The organism is Streptomyces sp. WG7 (assembly GCF_049975785.1).
Lineage (GTDB): Bacteria > Actinomycetota > Actinomycetes > Streptomycetales > Streptomycetaceae > Streptomyces.
Genome location: NZ_JBNGGE010000025.1, coordinates 11,691 through 32,208 on the forward strand (window position 1 = coordinate 11,691; position 20,518 = coordinate 32,208).

16 protein-coding genes are annotated in these 20,518 nt (G+C 72.7%); 5 read left to right on the forward strand and 11 right to left on the reverse strand.

From position 1 onward, the window contains the following. Positions 1–20 precede the first annotated feature (20 nt). Together ACP4J0_RS23125 and soxR are read right to left on the reverse strand one after the other, a co-directional pair. Complete coding sequence (locus ACP4J0_RS23125) at positions 21–3,386, reverse strand: hypothetical protein (protein WP_426600575.1); 3,366 nt, start codon at positions 3,384–3,386, stop codon at positions 21–23. A 165-nt stretch (positions 3,387–3,551) separates the two neighbouring features. Beyond that, positions 3,552–4,100 (reverse strand): redox-sensitive transcriptional activator SoxR, encoded by a 549-nt coding sequence (gene soxR, locus ACP4J0_RS23130; RefSeq protein WP_426600576.1) that lies wholly within the window; start codon positions 4,098–4,100, stop codon positions 3,552–3,554. Between the two features lie 144 nt (positions 4,101–4,244). Here soxR and ACP4J0_RS23135 point away from each other — a divergent pair, with 144 nt between their 5' ends. Continuing rightward, the gene (locus ACP4J0_RS23135) at positions 4,245–4,706 is read left to right on the forward strand and encodes a MaoC family dehydratase (RefSeq protein WP_426600577.1); all 462 of its coding nucleotides are present in this window, start codon (positions 4,245–4,247) and stop codon (positions 4,704–4,706) included. Here the strand turns inward: ACP4J0_RS23135 and ACP4J0_RS23140 are convergent. From ACP4J0_RS23140 to ACP4J0_RS23150, 3 genes are all read right to left on the reverse strand, one after another. Next, a complete protein-coding gene (locus ACP4J0_RS23140; protein WP_426600578.1) occupies positions 4,697–5,341 on the reverse strand; it encodes a TetR family transcriptional regulator in 645 nt (214 codons plus the stop codon). The genes ACP4J0_RS23135 and ACP4J0_RS23140 overlap by 10 nt on opposite strands. Positions 5,342–5,425: 84 nt before the next feature. After that, entirely contained in the window at positions 5,426–5,716 is a 291-nt protein-coding gene (locus ACP4J0_RS23145; protein ID WP_426600579.1) for a YiaA/YiaB family inner membrane protein, read from the reverse strand. Between the two features lie 109 nt (positions 5,717–5,825). Next, a complete protein-coding gene (locus ACP4J0_RS23150; RefSeq protein ID WP_426600580.1) occupies positions 5,826–6,977 on the reverse strand; it encodes an acyl-CoA dehydrogenase family protein in 1,152 nt (383 codons plus the stop codon). 89 nt (positions 6,978–7,066) lie between these two features. Here ACP4J0_RS23150 and ACP4J0_RS23155 point away from each other — a divergent pair, with 89 nt between their 5' ends. Both ACP4J0_RS23155 and ACP4J0_RS23160 read left to right on the forward strand, forming a co-directional pair. Further along, on the forward strand, positions 7,067–7,708 hold the full coding sequence (locus tag ACP4J0_RS23155; protein ID WP_426518506.1) for a TetR/AcrR family transcriptional regulator: 642 nt from the start codon (positions 7,067–7,069) through the stop codon (positions 7,706–7,708). A 47-nt stretch (positions 7,709–7,755) separates the two neighbouring features. Continuing rightward, on the forward strand, positions 7,756–8,469 hold the full coding sequence (locus tag ACP4J0_RS23160; RefSeq protein WP_426600581.1) for an ArsR/SmtB family transcription factor: 714 nt from the start codon (positions 7,756–7,758) through the stop codon (positions 8,467–8,469). A 216-nt stretch (positions 8,470–8,685) separates the two neighbouring features. Here ACP4J0_RS23160 and ACP4J0_RS23165 read toward each other — a convergent pair whose 3' ends face one another. The 3 genes from ACP4J0_RS23165 to ACP4J0_RS23175 all read right to left on the reverse strand — a co-directional run bounded on the left by ACP4J0_RS23165 (position 8,686) and on the right by ACP4J0_RS23175 (position 12,669). Further along, positions 8,686–9,783, reverse strand: coding sequence for a zinc-binding dehydrogenase (locus ACP4J0_RS23165; RefSeq protein ID WP_426600582.1), 1,098 nt, complete (start codon positions 9,781–9,783; stop codon positions 8,686–8,688). Between the two features lie 22 nt (positions 9,784–9,805). Next, on the reverse strand, positions 9,806–11,194 hold the full coding sequence (locus tag ACP4J0_RS23170; RefSeq protein WP_426600583.1) for an aldehyde dehydrogenase family protein: 1,389 nt from the start codon (positions 11,192–11,194) through the stop codon (positions 9,806–9,808). Between the two features lie 122 nt (positions 11,195–11,316). After that, positions 11,317–12,669: an ABC transporter ATP-binding protein gene (locus ACP4J0_RS23175; protein ID WP_426600584.1), complete on the reverse strand. Its 1,353-nt coding sequence runs from the start codon at positions 12,667–12,669 to the stop codon at positions 11,317–11,319. Between the two features lie 670 nt (positions 12,670–13,339). On the opposite strand from ACP4J0_RS23175, the gene ACP4J0_RS23180 reads away from it, so the two are divergent. Together ACP4J0_RS23180 and ACP4J0_RS23185 are read left to right on the forward strand one after the other, a co-directional pair. Further along, positions 13,340–13,720 carry a hypothetical protein gene (locus ACP4J0_RS23180; protein WP_426600585.1) on the forward strand — a complete coding sequence of 127 codons (381 nt, stop codon included), beginning with the start codon at positions 13,340–13,342 and terminating at the stop codon, positions 13,718–13,720. 156 nt (positions 13,721–13,876) lie between these two features. After that, the gene (locus ACP4J0_RS23185; RefSeq protein ID WP_426600586.1) at positions 13,877–15,040 is read left to right on the forward strand and encodes an ABC transporter substrate-binding protein; all 1,164 of its coding nucleotides are present in this window, start codon (positions 13,877–13,879) and stop codon (positions 15,038–15,040) included. Positions 15,041–15,269: 229 nt separating this feature from the next. On the opposite strand, the gene ACP4J0_RS23190 is transcribed toward ACP4J0_RS23185, so the two are convergent. The 3 genes from ACP4J0_RS23190 to ACP4J0_RS23200 all read right to left on the reverse strand — a co-directional run bounded on the left by ACP4J0_RS23190 (position 15,270) and on the right by ACP4J0_RS23200 (position 20,455). Beyond that, a complete protein-coding gene (locus ACP4J0_RS23190; RefSeq protein ID WP_426600587.1) occupies positions 15,270–16,517 on the reverse strand; it encodes an MFS transporter in 1,248 nt (415 codons plus the stop codon). Positions 16,518–16,594: 77 nt separating this feature from the next. Continuing rightward, positions 16,595–18,076, reverse strand: a complete 1,482-nt coding sequence (locus ACP4J0_RS23195; RefSeq protein ID WP_426600588.1) for a CitMHS family transporter — start codon at positions 18,074–18,076, stop codon at positions 16,595–16,597. A gap of 123 nt (positions 18,077–18,199) precedes the next feature. After that, on the reverse strand, positions 18,200–20,455 hold the full coding sequence (locus ACP4J0_RS23200) for a molybdopterin-dependent oxidoreductase (protein ID WP_426600589.1): 2,256 nt from the start codon (positions 20,453–20,455) through the stop codon (positions 18,200–18,202). Positions 20,456–20,518: the final 63 nt, after the last annotated feature.

The following is a 20,518-nucleotide window of genomic DNA, read 5'->3' on the forward strand; positions in this document are numbered from 1 at the left end:
CGACCCGGGCGGAGCCGTCCCTACGGGGCGTAGAAGCCCTGCACGTCGGCGATCAGGTCGACCGTGCCCGCGTGGTTGTAGAAGGTGACCTTGCCGTCGACCACCGGGACCACGACGAGGCCGGCCACGGTCCGTCCCGCCGTCGGGTTCATGGTGGACGCGCTGGTGCGGGCCGTTCCCGAGGGGTAGACCGAGATGAACGTGGACGAGGTCGCGTTGGTCGCCGTCACGTTCAGCACGACCGCCGTCACACCCGTGGCGGGGACGCCGTCCCGGCCGGCGACCTGAAGGGTCACCGTGTCGCCGGAGCCGACCTTGCCCTTGGTGACGCCGGTGCCGTACCGGGTGTCCATGGCGCGGGCCGGGGCCAGCGGCTCGTAGAGGGAGCCGAGGTTCGAGCTGGTGTAGTAGCCGGCGACGTCGGCGATGAGATCGACCGATCCGGAGTGGTTGTACAGGTGGATCTCGCCGTCGCGCACGGGGGCGACGACGAGGTTCGACACGGTCTGACCCGGCGTCATGTTCAGGTTCGACGGCCCCTGCCAGTCCACCACGCCCTCGGACGGGACGACGGACACGACGGTCGAGGTGGTGGCGTTGGTCGCCGTCACGTTCAGCACGACCGCCGTGACGTCCTCGGTGGGCACCCCGCCGCGGCCGGTGACGGTGAGGGGCACCGTGTGGTGTGCCTGCACCTTGGCCTTGCGCGCGCCGAGGCCGCTGCGGGTGTCCAGCAGACGGGTGGGACGCAGGGGCTCGTAGAGGGAGCCGTCCTCCTCGGTGTAGTAACCGGTGATGTCGGCGATGAGGTCGACGGTCCCGGCGTGGTTGTAGAAGGTGACCTTTCCGTCCTCGACGGGGACGACCACCGTGTTGGGCACGGTCGCTCCGGCGGGCACGCTGAGGTGGGACGCGCTGCCGCGGGCGGTGCCGGACGGGTAGACCGAGATGTAGGTGGAGGCCGTCGGGGCGGTGGCGGTCACGTTCATGGCCACCGCGGTCACCTTGTCGGCCGGGAGGAGGTCGTCGCGCTCGGGGAGCTGGAGGGTCACCGTGCCTCCGGAGCCGACCTTGCCCTTGCGGACGCCGGTTCCGGTGCGCGTGTCCATGGCCCGCAGCGGCTCGTTCACCCGGAACCTGGAGGTGGCCGTGGACAGGCCGTGGGTCAGCACGACGCTGCCGGTCTGCTGGACCGCCGGGCCGACGCCGTCGGCGGGCGGGGCGTTCAGGGTCCAGGTGTACTGCCCGTTGGGCATCAGGTCGCCGGCCTTGTCACGGCCGGTCCAGAAGAGCTCCACCTCGCCGCGTGCCTCCGGCCCGGAGTCCAGGACGGAGACCTTGCCGGTGGTGGCGTGCCGCGCGGTGAGGGACCACTCGCCGACGGGCTTGCTGAACAGGAGCCGCAGCATCCGGGAACCGGTCTCGGACGCCTCGACGTGGTCGCCGGCGTACCGGCTCAGCACCGACAGGGGCTGGGCGCCGATGCCCGTCGGGACGATGTGGACGCGCTCGTCGGCGTCGGCATAGGCCACGTGGCCACCGAAGCGGTCCACGCTCCAGCGGATGTGACGCTGTGAGACACCGGTGCCGGGCAGGGAACCGATGACGCGACTGACCGGGTGGGCGCTGTCGGCGCCGGTGAGGACCAGCTGTCCGGCCGCCTGGTCGTGGGTGACGACGTAGCCGTCGCCGAGCAGGGCCTCCCCCGTCGGGACCGGCAGCGAGGTCTTCGCCGTACGGTCGTGGACGCCGGCCGGTCCGTCCGCGCCGCAGCTCCAGTACAGCCAGCGGCCCACGGCCTGCAGTTCCCGGGGCACGCACGGAGCGCCGGTGTCCACCGACTGGACCTGCTTGCCGGTCGCCAGGTCCTCGGCCGTGACGTGGCCGTTCTCCGTCCCCGGCTTCCACAGCCAGGAACCCCACAGGGCGGCCGCGCCGGCCGGCCGCTTCCCGATGACCCGCTCGGCCCGGAGCGAGTACACCTGCAGCTCGCCCGTGGCACCGGCGGAGGCGTGGACGAGGTAGTCGCCGTTGACGTCCACGAGGCGGCCGTCGCCGAGGTACGGGGCTTCGAAGTCGCCGCTCTCCGGGCCGTTGATCATGTAGTAGCCGCCCTCGCGGCGCATGAACCGCCCGTCCCCGAGGGCCCGGTACTCCGCGCAGGCGACGTCGTCGGCCGCGCAGTCGGCCAGCGGGAAGTCCGTGAGCCTGGACCGCTCGCCGTAGGCCGGCGCCCCGGAGGTACTGACGGAGCGGACGTACTGGTAACGGCTGAAGCCACTGTTGTCGACCACGGACAGCCGGCCCTGGGCGAGTGCCAGCCCCTGGATGTCCGCCGGCCGCGGCAACCGCTTCACCAAGGCCGCCACCGGCTTGCCCGTGGTGTCCGCCGCGATGTGCCGGACCCCCCAGTCGATGGCGTCACCGCCGCCGACGATCGCCGCGGTGCCGTCCGGCCCGGCGGCTATTCCGCCCCGGAACTCGCGGAGCAGGGTGACGACGGGGCCGCCGGCGATCGGCGCCGCATCCAGGCGGATGCCGTTCTGGTGGACCAGCCAGTCGCCGACGACGGCGAAGTCGTGATGGGGGGAGTCGAGGCCGTCCAGCGTGACCTCGGTGTACGGAGCCGAGAGATCGCTCCGGGAGAACACGAGGATCTTCTGGTTCCCCTCGTCCGGGCTGTAGGCCGCCAGGTACTCGGGCGAGAGCTTCACCCGGGAGAAGCTGTCGGGGACCGGCGGGCTCATGGCCTCGACCTGGCCCGTCGCCGTCGAGGCGATGCCGAAGCGCCGCTGCCCGTCCTGGGCCTTCGCCGCCACGACGAGGCCCGACCCGTCGCCGCCGAACACCCCCAGGGGGTGGCCGGCGGGGTCGGACAGGGGCAGATTCCGGGTCGTCCCGTCCGGCCGGGGCGACAGCAGGTGCATCGATTCCGCCGTCACCCTCCCGTCCGGCTGGGTGACCGGCTCGTAGGCGACCACGGTGGAGCCGAAGACCGCGGCCGTCTTCAGCCCCTCGGGGATCGTCACGCGGCGTGAACTCCCGTCCGCGCCGCGGAGTTCGACCTCTCCGTCGCGCAGGAAGGCCAGTGTGTCGGCGCCGGTGCCGCGGACGGCCGTCCCGGACTCGGTGGGCAACGGGACCGGTGTGCTGCGGCCGTCCGCGTACCGGACGTGGGCGACCTTCCCGTCCCGCGCGTAGAAGACGCCCTCGGCGCCGGCGGAATCCGCCCGGAAATCGCGTGACTGGGCGGACAGATAGGTCCGCGCGTACACCGGGTCCGTCTGGGGGGCCGCCGGGACCACCACCTCGCCGGGTACCGGTTCGCCGGCCGCGGCACTCGACGCCTGCGGCATCAGACCGCCCACGGTCAGAGCGACGCCCATGACGGTGGCGAAAGCCCCCCGCACCAAGCCGTGACGTTTCACTGGATCCTCCCCTTGCCCTGCCATGCCCATGGCGGGTGACCGGATCCTACCGGCTCGCGATCAAGGACGGCGAAGTTTTTTGAATTCGTTCAAAAAGAGCCCGCACGAGCCTGCGCGGCCTGGTCAGCCCGTCGGCCGGTCGCAGCACCGGGCGTCCGCGTCCGGCTCCCGGGCGGGCGGCGTGCGCCGGGCCGCGGGGGTGGCGGTGGCCCCCTTGGCCCGTTCCACCAGCAGACGGGAGCCGGCGCCGCGTTCGCCGAACACGTCGTCGGGGTTGGACAGGACACAGGTGTCCAGGGAGAGGCAGCCGCAGCCGATGCAGTCGGTGAGGTGGTCGCGCAGTCGGTTCAACTGCTTGATCCGCTCGTCCAGTTCGGAACGCCAGGACGCGGAGAGCCGGGCCCAGTCGTCCTCGGTGGGGGTGCGCCCCTCCGGCAGTTCGGCGAGCGCTTCGCGGATCGTGGCGAGCGGGATGCCGACGCGCTGCGCCGCGCGCACGAAGGCGACCCGGCGCAGCGCGTCACGGCTGAAGCGGCGCTGGTTGCCCGACGTGCGGCGACTGTGGATCAGGCCCTTGGACTCGTAGAAGTGCAGGGCGGAGACGGCGGCGCCGCTGCGCGCGGCGAGCTGGCCGACCGTGAGCTCGTGGATCTTCTCGGGAATCTGAGGCACCCCTCGGACCCTACCGACCCGGTCACCCGCGCGGATGCCTCCGGTCCGTTGACACGGGCCCCCCGGGCGACCATGCTAAGCAGTCGCTTAGCTTTGTGGCGAGCAGGTCGAGCGAGTAGGTCGAGCGAGCAGAGAGGCCGGGACATGGCAGAGCCGAGGATCTTCACATCCGCCGACGACGTGAAGGCGGCGGTGGGCGAGCGGTTGGGGTACACCGACTGGCTGGACGTCGACCAGAAGCGGATCGACCTGTTCGCGGAGGCGACCGGCGACCACCAGTGGATCCACGTGGACCCGGAGAAGGCCGCCGCGGGGCCCTTCGGCACCACCATCGCGCACGGTTATCTGACCCTGTCGCTGCTCCCACTCTTCGGGCCGCAGCTCATCCAGGTCGAGGGCGTGAAGATGGGCGTCAACTACGGCACCAACAAGGTCCGTTTCCCCTCCCCCGTCCCGGTCGGCTCGCGACTGCGCGCCACGGCGACGATCACCGGCGTCGAGGACGTCCAGGGAGGGATCCAGGTGGCCGTCGCCTTCACCGTGGAGCGCGAGGGCGGCGACAAGCCCGTGTGCGTCGCCGAGTCGGTCTCCCGCTACTACCTCTGAGCCTCGCCGGAGGGTGCGGCTCCCACCATCCGCAGCACGAGGTCGGCGTAGAGCGCGCCGACCTCGTCGGGCGTCCGGGGGCCGTTCACGTTGAACCAGCGGGCGACGTCGATGCAGAGCGACAGCACGGCGAGCGTCGTTCCCTTCACGTCCGGCACGTCGAACTCGCCCGACGCGACACCGTCGTCGATGATCCCGCGCACCTCGGCGTCGACCTGCCGGCGCAGCGCGAGGATCTCGTCGCGGGCCTCCGGCCCGAGCGCGTCCAGCTCGTACTGCACCACCCGCGCCGTCGTGCGGCGCCCGGCGTGCCACCGCACGAAGGAGCTCACGGCGTCGGCGAGCCGCTCGGTGGCGCTGCCCTCGCCCTGGGCCGCCGTCCGCAGGATGGCGACCGCGCGGTCGTGGCCGATCCGGCTGATGCGGTGGAGCAGCTCTTCCTTGGTCTTGTAGTGGATGTAGAGCGCGGCCGGGCTCATACCGGCCCGCCCGGCGATGTCGCGGGTCGTGGTCGCGTGGTACCCGCGCTCGGCGAAGGCCTCCACCGCGGCGACCAGGAGCCGCCGGGCCGCGTCCGGGGTGACCTCTTCCCACGGCTCGGTTTCGCCGCCCGTCGTCTCGGCCGCCGTACTCATCGCTTGCTCGCCCCTCTCGGTGACAGGGGCACCACCATACCGCCGAAGCTGAGCGGGCGCTTAGGGGCGGCCCCGGCGGGCACGTCAGCCCAGCTTCTCGAACGGGTCGTGCTCGGCGAGGAGCTTGTCCAGCCGGGCCTGGTCGACGCGGCTCACTATCTGCCCGGCCTCCTGGCGGTCACGGATGATCTTGGCCAGCGTGAAGGCCGAGGTGACGAGGTACAGGACGGCGACGGCGAGGAAGGCACGGACCCAGGCGTCGGCCTGGAGGTTGTAGATGCCGACGGCGGTGGCGATCATCGCGACCGCGAACGAGGCCACGGCCTGCCCGTAGAAGGCCGTCGTGCTCTGCTGCTTGACGGGTGTGTCACTCATACGGACAAGGGTCGGCGGATGTGGCCCCCGCCACATCCGCCGGCGTACTCAGTTCTCGTACTCAGAAGGCCGCGGTGTCTCGCACTCAGCGGGCCGGGACGTCTCGCGCTCAGAAGGCCGAAACGCCGGTCAGCGCCCGCCCGATGACCAGCTTCTGGATCTGGCTGGTGCCCTCGTAGAGGGTCATCACGCGGGCGTCGCGCAGCAGCTTGCCGGCCGGGTACTCGTCGATGTAGCCGTAGCCGCCGAAGACCTGGAGGGCGTTGTTGGCGGCGCGGACGGCGGCCTCCGAGGCGAACAGCTTGGCCTTGGAGGACTCGACGGTGAAGGGCCGCCCGCGGTCGATCAGGTCGGCGACCCGCCAGGTCAGCAGCCGGGCCGCGTCCACGTCGAGGGCGATGTCGCTGATCAGCTCCTGCACCAGCTGGTGGTGGGCGATGGTCTTCCCGAACTGCTCGCGCTCGCCCGCGTACTTCACGGCCGCGTCGAGCGCGGCCTGGGCTATGCCCACGCAGCCGGCCGCGACCGACATCCGCCCCTTGGCGAGGGCCGACATGGCGACCGAGAAGCCCTTGCCCTCGGGGGCCAGCATCGCGGAGGCGGGGACGCGGACGTCCTCGAGGACCAGTTCGGCGGTGGCCTGGCCGCGCAGCCCGAGCTTGCCGTGGATGGTCCGGCGGGTCAGACCGGGCGTGTCGGTGGGGACCAGGAAGGCGGAGACGCCCTTGTGGCCGGGGGCGTCCGTGGAGCGGGCGAAGAGCAGCACCACGTCGGCCCAGGTGCCGTTGGTGATGAACATCTTGGTGCCGTTGACGACGTAGTCGTCGCCGTCGCGGACGGCGCGGGTGGAGAGGTTCCCGGCGTCCGACCCCGTACCGGGCTCGGTGAGGCCGAAGCAGCCGACGTACTCGCCGGAGGTGAGCCCCGGCAGCCAGCGCCGCTTCTGCTCCTCGTCGCCCCAGGCGGCGATGGTCTTGGCGACCAGGCCGAGGGAGACCGACACGATCCCGCGCACGGAGCTGTCGCCGCGGCCCAGTTCCTCCGTGACCAGGCAGTACGCGAGGTGGTCGCCGCCGCTGCCGCCGTACTCCTCGTCGACGGTGAGCCCGAGGAAGCCGACCTCGCCGAGCTTCTTCACGAGGGACCGGTCCACCTCCTCGGCCCGGTCCCAGGCGACGGCGTGCGGGGCGATCTCGCGCTCCACGAAGTCCCGGGCGAGCTGCCGTACGGCGGTCTGCTCCTCGCTGAGCTCCAGGTTCATGCCGAGTCACCCCACAGGAAAGAAATCTTGAAAGCCGTACATTTAAATTAGCACTGCTAGTTTCTGCTCGCAGCCCTACTATGTGCGCCATGGCCCGACCGCGCAAGCCCCTGCTCAGCACCGACCGGATCGTCGAGACGGCCCGGGCGCTGGTCGACGCGGAGGGCCTCGCGGCCGTCTCCACGCGCCGGCTCGCCGCGGAGCTGGGTGTCAGCGGGCCCTCGCTCTACAACCACTTCCGCACCAAGGACGAGATCCTGGAGGCGGTCGCCGACTCGGTGAGCGCGCAGGTCGACCTGACGATGTTCGAGGACGGCCGGGACTGGCGGACCGCGCTGCACGACTGGGCCGTCTCCTACCGGGCGGCCCTGCGCGACCACCCCCACATCGTCCCGGTACTGGCCCACGGCCCCGGCCGCCGCCCGGCCGCGCTGCACCTCGCGGACGCCGTCTACGGCGCGATGGTCGCGGCGGGCTGGCCCCCGGCCCAGGCCACGTCCATCGGCGCGCTGATGCGGTACTTCGTCATGGGCTCGGCGCTCGGCTCCTTCGCCGGAGGCTTCGTGGGCGACGCCGGCGCCTACGACCCCGCCGACTACCCGCACCTCCAGCAGGCCCACCTCCTGGCCGAGCAGCAGGAGAAGATCGACGAGCGGGCCTTCGAGACCGGACTGACGGCGCTGCTGGACGGGCTGGCGCAGCAGTACGCGCAGGTGGCGCGGGGCACCTGAGGACACTTCGGCGTCCGCCGAACGACGCGTACCGCATCCTGGAACGCATGACCGACAAGGACGCCGAAGCGCCCGGACTCGCGCGGCTGGCCGGGCTGATCGCCGACGAGACCAGGGCCGCGTGCCTGCTGGCACTGCTCGACGGGCGGGCGTGGACCGCCGGTGAGCTGGCCCGGCACGCGGGAGTCGCCGCCTCCACGCTGAGCGAGCACCTGGGCAAGCTCGTCGCGGGCGGACTGCTCACCGAGGAGCGGCAGGGGCGGCACCGGTACGTACGGCTGGCCGACGAGCGGGTCGCACAGCTGGTCGAGGACCTGGCCGCACAGGTCGCGCCCGAGGCCGCTGCGCGGCGTCCGCGCACACTGCGGGCAGCCGGCGCCGGTTCGGCGATGGCCCGGGGCCGCACCTGCTACGACCACCTCGCCGGGCGCCTCGGCATCACGGTCACCGACGCGCTGACCGGGCGCGGGCTGCTGCGCCAGGACACCGGCTTCGCGCTCACCGACGCGGGGCTCGGCTGGTTCCAGGACGCCGGGATCGCGCTGAAGCCCACCGGTCGCCGTCCGCTGGCCCGGGCCTGCCTCGACTGGACCGAGCGCCGGCCCCATCTCGCGGGCGTCGCGGGCGCCGCCCTGTGCCGGCACGCCCTGGACACGGGCTGGTGCGTACGCATCGGCTCCGGGCGGGCGGTGAAGGTGACGCCGGCGGGCGAGGACGCGCTGTCCGAGCTGCTCGGTATCGACCCGGTGGGGCTGCGCTGAGCTCGGTTCCCGGTCAGCGACCACGTCCGCGGTGCCCGCGCTCGTCGTCGCTGATGTGCTGGCCGGCCCTGGGCGAGGTGCCGGGGCCGCTCACCCGTGTGGGCGGCGCGCCGTGCCCGGCGGGCGTGGCGGTGTCGCGGTCGAGGAAGCGCGCGGGGCGGTTCCGGAGGGGGCCGAGTCCGCTCCGGAACCGCGGCGGGTGGACGCGGACCGGCGTCAGAACACCACCAGCGCCCGCCCGCCCTTGCCCGCCAGCATGTTCTCGAAGGCCGCCGGGATGCCGTCCAGCGCGATGCGCTCCGTCACCAGGGCGCCGAGGTCCAGGCGTCCCGCCCGCACGTGCTCGGCCAGCACCGGGAGGTCCCGGGCCGGGTCGGCGTTGCCGTAGACGCAGCCGGACAGGGTGCGGCCCCAGTGGAAGATCTCCAGGGCGTTGAAGGTGACCTGCTGGTCCTTGCCGCCGATGCCGACGACCGTGGTGCGTCCGCCGCGCCGGGTGGATTCCCAGGCGGTGCGGATGGTGACCGCGCGGCCGACGCACTCGACGGCGACGTCGACGCCCTGCTTGCCGGTGAGGGCGCGGATCTCGCGGGCGGTGGTGTCGGAGGCGATCAGGTAGTCGGTGGCGCCGGCGGCGCGGGCCAGGCCCTCCTTCTCGGGGGAGACGTCGACGGCGACGATCTTCGAGGCGCCCGCGATCCGGGCCGCCTGGAGCGTGGCGAGGCCCACTCCGCCGACGCCGAACACGGCGACCGTCTCGCCCTCGCGGACCTTCGCCGCGTGGTGCACGGCGCCGTAACCGGTGAGGACGGCGCAGCCGAGCAGGGCGGCGTCGGTGAGCGGGATGCCGTCGGGGCTGGGCAGGACGCAGTCGGCGCCCACCACCGTCTCCTCGGCGAACGCGGCGACGTTCAGGCCGGGGTGCAGACCGGTGCCGTCGTCGGCGCGGCGGGCGTGCGTGTTCGCGGCGCCGGCCAGGGCGCCCGCGCACAGCCAGACCTCCCCGAGCGAGCAGGCGTGGCAGGCGCCGCAGGACGGGGCCCAGTTGAGGACGACGTCGTCGCCGGGGGCGATGTGGCTGACGCCCTCGCCGACGGCGAGGACCGTGCCGGCGCCCTCGTGGCCGAGGACGGCGGGCAGCGGCACCCGCATGGTGCCGTTGGACAGGGACAGGTCGGAGTGGCAGACCCCGGCGGCGGCGAGCTTCACCCGGACCTGCCCCGGACCGGGCTCGGGCAGCTCGATCCCGGTGACCTCCAGCGGGGCGCCTACGGCGGGTACGACGGCGGCACGGACAGCGGTACGGACGGCCATGACGTGGACGACTCCCCTGGGGCTAGAACTGGAGGGACTTGGTCTGGAGGTACTCGGACAGGCCGTGCCGGCCCAGCTCGCGGCCCACACCGGACTGCTTGTAGCCGCCGAAGGGCGCCAGCGGGTTGAACCGGCCGCCGTTGATGTCCACCTGGCCGGTGTCCATCCGGCGGGCGAAGGCGACCGCCTCGGCCTCGTCGCCGGCCCAGACGGCGCCGGCCAGGCCGTACACCGTGCCGTTGGCGATCCGCAGGGCGTCCTCCTCGTCCGTGTAGCGGAGGATGGACAGGACCGGACCGAAGATCTCCTCCTGGGCGACGGTCATGTCCTCGGTGACGTCGGCGAAGACGGTCGGGGCGACGAAGTAGCCCTGCTCCCGCGGGGCTTCGGGGCCGCCCGCGACGAGGCGCGCGCCCTCGGCGACGCCCTTCTCGATGTAACCGCGCACGCGCTCCTGCTGCTTGGCGTTGACGACCGGGCCGATCCGGTCGCCGTACTTGGCGGCGGCCTCGGCGGCCAGTCGCACGGCCTCGTCGTACTGGTCGGCGTGCACGAGCATGCGGGTCCAGGCGCTGCACGTCTGGCCGGAGTTGGACATGACGTTGGCGACGCCGACGTTGACCGCCCTGGCCAGGTCGGCGCTCGGGAGGATCACGTTGGCGGACTTGCCGCCCAGCTCGAGGGCGACCTTCTTGACGGCGGCGCCGGCGACGGCGCCGATCCGGCGGCCCACGGCCGTGGAACCGGTGAAGGAGACCAGGTCGACGCCCGGGTGCTCGGCGAGGGCCTGGCCGGCGACCGGGCCGAGGCCGGTGACCAGGTTGAAGACGCCCGCCGGGACGCCCGCCTCGTGCACCGCCTCCGCGAAGAGCTGGGCGGTGAGCGGGGTGTCCTCGGCGGGCTTCAGCACGACCGTGCAGCCGGCCGCGAGCGCCGGGGCGACCTTGGCGACGATCTGGTGGAGGGGGTAGTTCCACGGGGTGATCGCGCCGACCACGCCGATCGGCTCGTGGTGGACGACGGAGTTGCCGACCTTCTCCTCGAAGGCGTACGTCGCCGCCAGTTCGGCGTACGAGCCGGCCACCGCGATCGGGGCGGCGGCGTGCACGGCCTGCGACAGCTTCGGCGGCGAGCCCAGCTCGGCGGTGACCGTCTCCGCGATCTCGTCCTTGCGGGCCACCAGTACGTCCCGCAGCGCCGCCAGGCGCGCGGCCCGCTCGGCGGGCGGGGTGGCGGCCCAGCCCGGCAGGGCGGCGCGGGCGGCCCGTACGGCGGTGTCGACGTCCAGGGCGGTGCCGGCGGGGACCTTGCCGATCACCTGCTCGTCGGCCGGGTTGACGACCTCGATCGTGTCCCGGCCGTCGGCGGGCCGCCAGGCCCCGTCGATGTACATGCCGTCGTGTGCCTTCATCGCGTTCCTTCCGGGCGGGCCTCGTCGTCCGGCCCCAAACTAGCGCCGATAGTTTTACGGCACCAGGGGCGGCCACCATGGTGGCGCGGCTCACCTTCCCGGCAGGCCGGATGCCGGCGAACTCACTCCTCCAGGTCAGGCAGCCGCGCCGGGGCGGGGCAGATCCGGTCGCCGTGCTGGTCGAAGACGAACAGGTGGGCGAGGTCGACGAGGAGGGGGACCTGCATGCCGTGGCGGAGGTCGATGTCGGGGGTGGTCCGGACGATCAGGTCGCCGGGGAGGCGGCCGTCCGGGGCGGTGGCGGAGGGTTCGGTGCCAGCGGGTCCGGCGCCCTCGGGGTCGTCCACGACCACCACCGGTCCGGCGCGCAGGGTGCCCGCCCGCTCCTTCAGCCGGTCCAGGACCGTGCCGTCGCGGCGGCGGCGCCCGGCCGGGCGCGCGACCGGGCGCGGAGCCTCCAGATCGGGTACGACGGCCGGGCGCGAGCCGGTGTTGAAGTGGACGAGGACCTCGTGGCCCTGGAACTCGACGTGCTCCACCAGGCCGGTGAGCAGCACCTCGCCGGGGCGGGCGGAGGCGGGTTTCGCGATCCGTACGGCCTCCGAGCGCAGGCCGACGATGACCTCGCGGCCCTGCTGGACGCGGAGCAACTGGTGGTCCAGGGAGAGCGGTTCGGGCAGGCGCAGGAACTGCTTGCCCAGGCTGATGGTCATCGCCCCGTCGAGCGGCGCCCGTACGAGGCCGCGCAGCAGGTTGATCCGCGGGGTGCCGATGAAGGCGGCGACGAAGACATTGCGCGGCAGGGCGTACACCGCGCGCGGGGTGTCCACCTGCTGGAGCACGCCGCCGCGCAGGACGGCGACGCGGTCGCCGAGGGACATGGCCTCGGACTGGTCGTGGGTGACGTAGACCGTGGTGACGCCGAGTTCCCGGGTCAGTTTGGTGATCTCGGCGCGCAGATGGTTGCGGAGCTTGGCGTCGAGGTTGGACAGCGGCTCGTCCATCAGGAAGGCGGTGGGGTGGCGGGCGATGGCCCGGCCCATGGCGACGCGCTGGCGTTCGCCGCCGGAGAGCTGGGCGGGGAAGCGGTCGAGGAGGTCCTCGATGCCCAGCATGCGGGCGGTGGCGTCCACACGGGGGCCGGGGTCGGTCTGCGGTGCCTCGACGCGCAGCGGGAAGCCGATGTTCCCGCGGGTCGTCATGTTCGGGTACAGGGCGAAGTTCTGGAAGACCATCGCCATGCTCCGCTCGGAGGGAGGCAGGTCGTTGCCGTACTCGCCGTCCAGCAGCAGTCGGCCGTCGGTGATCTCCTCCAGGCCGGCGATCATGCGCAGCACGGTGGACTTGCCGCAGCCGGAGGGGCCGAGCAGGACGAGGAACTCGCCGGGCGCGATGTCCAGCGACAGCCGGTCCACCACGCGGACGCCTCGCGCGTAGGTCTTGCTCACGTCGTGCAGGGAGATGGCGCGTGTCATGGGAGGTGCCCCCGGGGCTCACTGAGCGCTGGTGCTCCGCGGTCGGACGCCCTCGTGCGGGTCGTACGGGGCGTGTGAGTCACGGAAGTTAACGGAATGTGCGCGGCTGGGGGAAGACACTGGACCGTATCCCGGTCCCACCGTCCATCTGATGAGAAAGCGGACGGCCGGATTCAGGGGTGGGGGCGTCTCAGGAGGTGGACCCGAGGCCTGCGGCGCTTCACTCCACGATGCCTCCGGCCCGACCCCGCGCCGCGCCGACCCGAGCCGGGCCGGGCCGACCCGCGCCGCGCCGCGCCGACCCGCGCCGCACCGGGCCGACCCGCGCCGCACCGGGCGCCGGCGTGCCACACCCGAACCCGTGACCGTGGTGGCGGCGACAGCATTCGATGCGCGAGATGCGCCGGCATCGTCCGGATCCGCTCCTGAATCCGCTCCCACGCCCGCGGCCGCGCGAACAGGCGGCCGGAGGGCGAGCAACCGCATCGCCGTGTCCCCGTCCCCCGCCGCTGTCAACGGCCTGGCCGGTGAGCTCCCTTCGGAGTAGCCGATCAACTGCTTCGCTGATGATTCACCGTGCCTACGGCCATGCCGTTCGCCCGCACCGTCGTTAGGGCTGGTGGACCGGTCGACGCGGCCGGCAACGGTGTATGGGAGGAACACAGTGCAGATGTTCGGTGTGCGGCGTGTCGCGGTGGTGGCCTCGCTGGTGGGGGCGGTACTGGCGACGCCCGTCAGTGCGGCCGCCGCGCATGCCGGTGACAGTGACGGGGGGCCCGGGGGCCTGCTGTCCAACCTGTCCGGCAGGAACTCCTCCGGCCACGCCAACCTCTGCGGAACGGGCAAGGTGGCTCTGCTCAAGGACCGCACCTGCCTGTCCGAGGACACCAGTCAGGGCGGCGGCGGTGACCAGGTCGGCGCCAGCGGCGGGGTCCTGTCCAACCTGCTGTTCGCCCGCAACGCCTCGGGCCACAGCAACAACTGCGGCAACGAGACGGTGTCGGTGATGAGCAGGACCACGTGCGTGGCCGTGGACCGTTCCGGTCACTGAGCCGGAGAGTCCGGCGAGGAGCAGTGAGGAGCCGGTGAGCCGCGTGGCGTCGTCCACCACCACGCGGCTCACCGGTTCTCGTCGATGGGCGATGGGCGATGAGAAGGCGGGAAGCACAGGGTGAAGATCTCCTCAGCAAGGCTGACGATCGGTGTGGTGGCGCCCCTGACGGGGCGTCTGGCGCCGCTGGGCAAGCCACTGACCTACGTTCTGAAGGCGCTGGCGCCGCAGCTGGAGCACGTCCGTAACGGAAGCAGCCGTTACGACGTGTCGGTCGCCGTACGCGACAGCCGCTCCGATCCGGCAGCGGCCCGGCAGGCCGTCCACGACCTGGTCACCACCGACCGGGCGCACATCGTCCTGACCATGGCCGGGACCCAGGTACTGCCCGCCGTCGCCGACGCCTGCGAGGAACTGCGGGTCCCCTGTCTGTCGACCACCTTCCCGTGGCAGGCCTACGTCCACGCGCGCGGTGCCGCCCCCGGACACCACTTCCAGTGGACTTACCACTTCGCCTGGGGCCTGGACGACATCGCCACCGTCTTCGCCGAGATGTGGGAACAGACCGGCGGCACCCACACCATCGGCTGCCTGTGGAACGACGACCTTCAGGGCAGCCTGCTCCGCCACGACCGGTACGGCTTCGCCCCGGTGACATCCGCGCGCGGACACGACATGGCCGACCTCGGCCCCTACCGCGAACCGGCGGGCGACTTCCGGACACAGGTCGGCCGCATGCGGGAGTACGGCGCCGACATCGTCACCAGCGCCGCCACCGCCGCCGACCTGTCCCTCTTCCACCGTCAGGCCCGTCAGGCCGGGCTGCGGCCCCGGCTGATCACCTGCTCGCGGTGGCTGACCTACCCCCACACCCACACCACCACAGCCCCGGACGTCCACGCCGAACTCGCCGACGCACGCGTCGCCACCCTCGTCTACTGGAGCCCCGCCCACCCCTACCGTTCCAGCCTGGACGGCACCACCTGCGCCGACCTCGCCCACGCCTACCGCCGTGACACCGGCGAATCCTGGCTGCAGCCGCTCGGACTGGCCCACGCCCTCGTGGAAACCGCCCACCACGCCCTCAGTACCGCCGACGACCCCACCGACCACGCTGCCATCGCCCGAGCCCTCGCCGGCACGGCCCTGCCCACCATCGCGGGCACCCTCGACTGGAAACGGGGCCCCACCCCCAACATCGCCCTGGTCCGCCTGGCCGGCGGCCAGTGGCACCCTGGTCCGAAGGGCCCCGACCTCGCCATCGTCACCAACACGCAGACCCCCGACGTCCCGATCACCGGCGAGCTCCAGCCGACCTGACAGAGCGCCGCGCTCCGAACCGGCGGGCCCGGTCACGCGGCCCCGGCGCCTGCCCACGACGTCCCCGGGGCTGCGGGCACCGCTCGGCCGGAAGACCCGCCGTCCGACGCTCGCGACACGTCGGCGTTCACGGTGCCCTCGGCCGCCTCCGCCCTCGTGCCTGCCCCCACCCGGGAAGGGGCTTCGCGGTCCCGCGAAGGGACGCTCCCGAGGTGACCTGGCCGGCGACCTAACGGGCCGTCCGGCGCGGTGCCCGGCGGCGAGGTGTGTCCTCGGCATCGTCTCCGGCGGGCGGCCGGTCCGCGGCCGGTCCGGTGGACGGGGAGCGCAGGGCGATGCCCGAGGACATGAGCAGCAGGGCGCCGAGCATCACGAACGGCGCGGCCACCCCCGCGACGCCGGCGATCAGTCCCGCCGCGGCGGGTGCGGCGACCTGGCCGAGGCGGTTGCCGGTCAGGCGCAGGGCGAGGGCGGTGGAGCGGGCTCCGTCGGGGGCCGCCTGGACGACGGTCGTCATGGACAGCGGCTGGCCGACGCCGAGGCAGAAGCCGAGGACGACCAGCATCAGCGCGAGCCCCCACACCGGCACCGGCAGCGCGACACCGGCGCACAGCAGGGCGGCCAGCAGACAGGTGACCGTGAGCAGCGCGGTCCGGCCGAGCAGCCGCAGCAGGGGGGTCAGCACCAGCCGGCAGGCGATCGTGGCGGCGGCCCGCAGGCTGAGCAGTACGCCGATCACGACCGGGGAGATGCCCCGGTGCTCGCCGACCACCGGCAGGTAGGCGGTGAGGACGTCGGTCGCGGACAGGACGGACAGGCTGATCAGGATGCCGGCGGGCACGCCCCGGGCGCGCAGGATGCTCGCGACGGGGACGCGCGTTCCCTGTTCCGTACGGGACGTGGCGGCCGTCGGGTGCTCTATGCGCCACAGCGAGGTGAACGCGACCGCCGCGCCCGCGCCCGCCACCACCAGGGCCAGGGCGCTGCTGCCCGCCATGTCGTGGCCGCCGATCAGCGCGCCCGCCGCGACGGGCCCGACGAGCTGGCCGAGCGAGGCCCCGATGGTGAAGTGGCCGAAATTGCGGTCCTGCTCGTGCGGGGCGGACTGGCGGGCGACCAGCGACTGGGCGCCGATGACGAAGCAGAGGTGTCCCAGGCCCATGACGCCGCTCCACAGGGCCATCGCCCACAGGGAGCCCGCGATACCGCTCAGCGCGCAACCGCCGGCGATGAGTACCACGCCGACGGGCAGCAGGGGCGCGCAGCGGCCGTGGTCGGTGCGGCGGCCGAGCGGGACGGCGGCGAACAGCGGCAGCAGCGCGTACACACCGGCGATGACGCCGACCGCCCTTTCGTCCGCGCCCAGCGCGAGGGCCCGGTAGGAGACGGCGGGCCGGGCCATCGACACCGCCCCCTGCGCGAAGCCGAAGGCGATGACGAGGCGGAGCAGCCACCCGCGGTTCCCACCGGGCGTCATGATCGTTTCCTTCCCGGGATCCCGTACTCCCCGGCCGCCGGTTCTCTGAGCGAGTGACCGGACAACCCGTCCGATGATCAGATGATGCCGAACAGGATGCCCGCCGCGAGGATGACCAGGCTCGTCATGACCGCCCACTTCACCACGAACCGCGTGTGGTCGCCGAACTCGACCTTCGCCATGCCGACCAGGACGTAGACGGCCGGGACGAGCGGGCTGGACATGTGCAGCGGCTGGCCGACGATGGAGGCGCGGGCGATCTCCAGCGTCGACACGCCGTGCGCCTGGCCGGCCTCGGCGAGCACCGGCAGGACGCCGAAGTAGAAGCCGTCGTTCGACATGAAGTAGGTCAGCGGCAGGCTGAGCAGGCCGGTGACCAGGCCCATGTGCGGGCCCATGCCGTCGGGGATGGTGTCCACCAGCCAGTTGGCCATGTGGTCGACCATGCCGGTGCCGGTGAGGACGCCGGTGAAGACGGCGGCGGCGAAGACCATGCCGGAGACGTTGAGGACGTTGTCGGCGTGGGCCGCGATGCGTGCCTTCTGGTCCGGGATGTGGGGGAAGTTGACGGTGAGCGCGAGCGCGGCGCCGAGCAGGAAGAGCACCGGGATCGGCAGCAGCTCCATGATCATGGCGGTGAGCAGCGCGACCGTGAGCAGCGCGTTGAACCAGTACAGCTTGGGGCGCAGGGTGGCCCGGTTCGGGTCGAGGGTCTGGAAGTCGTCGTCGCAGTCGCCGTCCTCGGCGGCGGCATCCTGGGACCCGCCGGAACCCGCGGCGGCCTTCGCCGAACCCGAACCCGAACCCGAACCGGCACCCGAACCGGCACCGGCACCGGCGTCCGCACCGGAGGCCGCGTCAGCACCCGCCTTCGTACCCGCACCCGCACCGACCAGCACCGTCTCGCTCTCCGGCTCCCGCACCAGCGCCTCGTCCAGCGTCAGCGTGCCCAGCCGCCTGCGCTCGCGCAGGCCCAGGACGTAGGACAGGGTGACGACGGCGAGCAGACCGACGGCCAGGGCCGGGATCATCGGGACGAAGATGTCGGTGGCGTCGACCTTCAGCGCGGTCGCGGCGCGGGCGGTCGGACCGCCCCAGGGCAGGGTGTTCATCACGCCGTTGGCCATCGCGGCGACGCCGGTCATCACGACCAGGCTCATCTTCAGGCGCTTGTACAGCGGGTACATCGCCGAGACCGTGATCATGAAGGTGGTGGATCCGTCGCCGTCCAGCGAGACGATGGCGGCGAGCAGGGCCGTACCGACGACGATCCGCATCGGGTCGGCCTTGCAGAACTTCAGAATGGCCCGGACGATCGGGTCGAAGAGCCCGACGTCGATCATCACCCCGAAGTAGACGATCGCGAACATGAGCATCGCCGCGGTGGGGGCGAGGCTGGACACGCCGTCGATGACGTAGTCACCGAGTTCGGCGCCCTTGCCGACGAACACGCAGAACAGCGCGGGGATCAGCACGAGCGCCGCGATCGGCGACATCTTCTTCATCATGATCAGGACCAGGAAGGTCGCGATCATGGCGAAGCCGAGGATGGTCAGCATGAGTGAGTACCTAACGTTCGCCCTTGAACATCCCACCGGGGCAGGCGGTGCGAGCGACGTTAGGTGCCGTGAAGCGTCGTTAACAAGACGTTGACACGCGAGCAATAAGCGCAAAACTCCAGGTCACAGCTTTGTGTCGGTCAGCGGCGGGGGGACCGGGACGAGCTCGACGGGTACGCCGTTGAGGACCGCGTTGCCCGAGAGCGGGTCGAGCACGCTGCCGTCGAGGAGCTGGTTGACGTTGACGCCGGGCTCGGTGGCGGCGTGGCTCGTGCGGGTGCCGGGCCGGTCGTGGCCCCAGCCGTGCGGAAGGCTGACCACGCCCGGCCGGACGGTGTCGGTGACCTCGGCGGGGGCCGTCACCTCTCCCCCGGCACCCTTGACCCGCACGGGCTCTCCGCCGCGCACGCCGAGCCGTTCGGCGTCGTCGGGGTGGAGGTGCAGGGTGCAGCGGTTGGAGCCGCCGGTGAGGGCCGGGATGTTGTGCATCCAGCTGTTGTTGGACCGCAGGTGGCGGCGGCCGACGAGGACGAGCCCGTCGGCGCGCTCGGCCAGGGCCTGGCGCAGGCGCGGCAGGTCGTCGGCGATCGGTCCGGGCAGCAGTTCCACCTTGCCGCTGCGGGTCTTCAGCGGCTGCGGCAGGCGTGGGCGCAGCGGGCCGAGGTCGATGCCATGCGGGTGGGCGAGCAGCCGCTGAAGGGTCAGGCCGTCGGGGCGTACGCCGAAGCCGTCGCCGTAGGGGCCGAGGCGCAGCATCAGGTCGAGCCGCCGCTCGGGGCCGTTCTCGCCGGTGAGCTGTGCGGTCAGTTCGCCGGCGTCCCGTCCGTGTACGGGTGAGTGCGGGTCCCCCACGGCCCTGTCGAGGGTCTGCTCGATCACCATGGCGTCGACGGCGGCCGGGTCGGCGCCGTGCATGCCGGTGGCGGCCAGGATCAGCCGGGCCAGGATCTCGGTCTCGGCCATGCGGCCGGGTTGCAGCGGGACGGCGGGACGGGTGTAGCGGACCTGGTTGCGCACGGCGAGGGTGTTGAAGGCGAAGTCGTGGTGCGGGCTCTGGGCCGGCGGGGGCGGCGGCAGGACGACGTGGGCGTGGCGCGAGGTCTCGCCCAGGTAGGGGTCGACGCTCACCATGAAGTCGAGCGAGTCCAGTGCCTTGTCGAGCCGGTCGCCGTCGGGTGCGGACAGCACCGGGTTGGCGGCGACGGTGATCAGCGCCCGGACCGGCGCGCCCTCGTCGGTGGCGGTGTCGATCTCCTCGGCGAGGGCGGACAGGGGCAGCTCGCCCTTGGCCTCGGGGTGTCCGCTCACCCGGGAGTGCCAGCGGCCGAGCGCGAAGCCGCGGCCGGGACCGGCGGGACGCGGGGTCTTGTCGGTGGCGGCCTGCGGGAAGAGGGCGCCACCGGGGCGGTCGAGGTTGCCGGTGAGGATGTTGAGGACGTCCACGAGCCAGCTGGCGAGGGTGCCGTGCGGGACGGTGCAACTGCCGATGCGGCCGTAGACGGCGGCGGTGGGGGCGGCGGCGAGTTCGCGGGCGAGGGCGCGGGTGACGCCGGCGTCCACGTCGCAGGCGGCGGCGACGGACTCCGGCGTGAAGTCGCGTACGGCGTCGGCGAGTTCCGTGACCCCTTCGACGTGCGGGGCGAGCTCGCCGAGGTCCACCAGTCCCTCTTCGAAGAGCACGTGGGCCATCGCGGCGAGGAGCAGGGCGTCGGTGCCGGGGCGGATCGCCACGTGCCGGTCGGCGAGCCTGGCGGTGCGGGTGCGGCGCGGGTCGATGACGGTGAGGGTGCCGCCGCGCGCCCTGAGGGCCTTGAGGCGGCCGGGGAAGTCGGGAGCCGTGCACAGGCTGCCGTTGGACTCCAGCGGGTTGGCGCCGATGAGGAGCAGGTGGTCGGTGCGGTCGAGGTCGGGCACCGGGATGGCGTTGGCGTCACCGAAGAGCAGCCCGCTGGAGACGTGCTTGGGCATCTGGTCGACCGTGGAGGCGGTGAAGAGGCTGCGGGTGCCGAGGGCGCCGAGCAGGACGGTCGGGTAGAGGGCGCCGGCCATGGTGTGCACGTTGGGGTTGCCGAGGACGACGCCGACGGAGTGCGGCCCGTACCGCTCGACGACGGGCCGGATGCCGGCGGCGACCGCGTCGAACGCCTCCTCCCAGGTCGCCTCGCGCAGTTCGCCGTCCCTGCGCACCAGGGGAGTGCGCAGCCGGTCGGGGTCGGCGTCGACGGCGCCGAAGGAGGCGCCCTTGGGGCAGATGAAGCCACGGCTGAAGACGTCGTCGCGGTCCCCGCGGGCGGCGGTGACCGTGGTGCCGTCGATGGTGAGGGCCAGGCCGCAGGTGGCCTCGCACAGGGGGCAGATACGCAGGGCGGTGCGGGACACGGGTCCTCCCGTAGGGCGGCGGCAGCGGCGCTCTCTCGCGGTGAGCATACCGACCGGTAGGCA